The 1,591-nt window shown below is 62.9% G+C and carries 1 protein-coding gene; it reads right to left on the reverse strand.

Annotated features, from left to right (window positions below):
• Positions 1-81 precede the first annotated feature (81 nt).
• The gene (locus ER13_RS17255; RefSeq protein ID WP_035311372.1) at positions 82-1,521 is read right to left on the reverse strand and encodes an IS1182 family transposase; all 1,440 of its coding nucleotides are present in this window, start codon (positions 1,519-1,521) and stop codon (positions 82-84) included.
• Positions 1,522-1,591 lie beyond the last annotated feature (70 nt).

A 1,591-nucleotide genomic window follows, 5' to 3' on the forward strand; every position in this document is an offset into this window, starting at 1 on the left:
CCCGCTTTGAGTCGAGGCTGTGTAAAAACGAGTTGAGCTGCGGGCGTGCGCGAGCGGCATGATGCGCAGAGCGCCTCATTCTCAGGCTCTGATCGCGTCTATCAGCGACTTGGCCCCCAACACCGCCATCGCCCGCTTCATGTTGTAGGCCAGGATGTGGAGGCTGATCTCGGTCTTCACGTTGGGCAACCGCTTCATCAGGAAGTGGGTGTGGCCCATCCAGGCCTTGATGGTGCCGAACGGATGTTCGACCAGGCTTCGCCGCTCGCGCATGGCTTTGGGCCTCAGGTCCATTCGGGTTTGCAGGGCATCGATCACCGCCTCATGCTCCCAGCGCGTGACCTTTCGCTCGACCGCAGGCGTGCACTGAGCCTTGATGCTACAGCCTGTGCAACTGGCCCGATCCCAGTATCGATGCAGCTTCATGCCTCTTTCGACGACGGTCATGTGGTATGGAAGCAGGGAGCCGGCCGGGCAACGGTAGACGTCTTGATCAGGCAGATAGACGAAGTCCTGCTTGCCGAAGCGCCCATTCGCCTTTGCGCCTGACGTCAGCGTCTTTGGCACGAAGGGCGTCGCGCCCAGGGCCTCACAGGCCAGGATATCCTCGCCGGAGAAGTAGCCCCGGTCCGCCAGCACATCGAGCCTCTCCACGCCCATGGCGTCCTTGGCTAGACCAGCCATGTTCGCCAGCTGTTGCTTGTCCGATCCGGTCATCACCACCTCATGGGCGACGATCAGGTGATGCTCGCCCTCGACGGCGGACTGGACGTTGTAGCCAACGATGCCGCTCCCCCGGCCTGATGTCGCCATGGCGCGAGCATCGGGATCGGTCAGGGATACCTGGCCATCAGGCGACGCTTCGACCTCAGCCTCCATGACCTTCAACATCGCCATCTGAGCGCGAAGGCGACCGATCTTCTCGACCAGCCTCACCGATCGCGCCTCCACGCCATCTCCCTCGTGACGGTCGGTCGTGTCGAGGTCCCGCAAATAGCCGGCGATGTGCTCGGCGACCTGCTCGATCCGCCGCTTCACCTTGTAGGCGGTGAAGTTCTTGTCGCGGGTGTTCACCGCCTTGAACTTTGAACCGTCGATGGCGACCAAGGCCGCGCCGAACAGGCCAAGCTGGCGGCACAGGACCACGAACTGCGCACAGGCCGCCTGGATCGCCGGACCATTCTCGCGGCGGAAGTCGGCAATGGTCTTGTGATCCGGGGCCAGCCGCCCCGTCAGCCACATCAGCTCGACGTTGCGCTGCGCCTCGCGCTCCAACCGCCGGCTCGACTGCACCTTGTTCAGGTAGCCGTAGACGTAGAGCTTCAGCAGCATGGCCGGGTGATAGGCCGGACGGCCCGTCGCCGCCGGCGTCATACCCTCGAAGCTCAGACCGATCAGATCCAATTCGTCGACGAAGACATCGACCACCCGGACCGGATTATCCTCGGCCACATAGTCATCGAGACACTCGGGAAGCAGCGTCTGCTGCCGGCGATCTGCACCCTGAACGAAGCGGCTCACAACCCACCTCCTGCTGACCTCAGGAGGCTAACCTAATTCGCTCATTCCGGAGGCGTTTTCACACAGCCTC

Source organism: Brevundimonas sp. EAKA, from assembly GCF_000698025.1.
Classification (GTDB): Bacteria; Pseudomonadota; Alphaproteobacteria; order Caulobacterales; family Caulobacteraceae; genus Brevundimonas; species Brevundimonas mediterranea_A.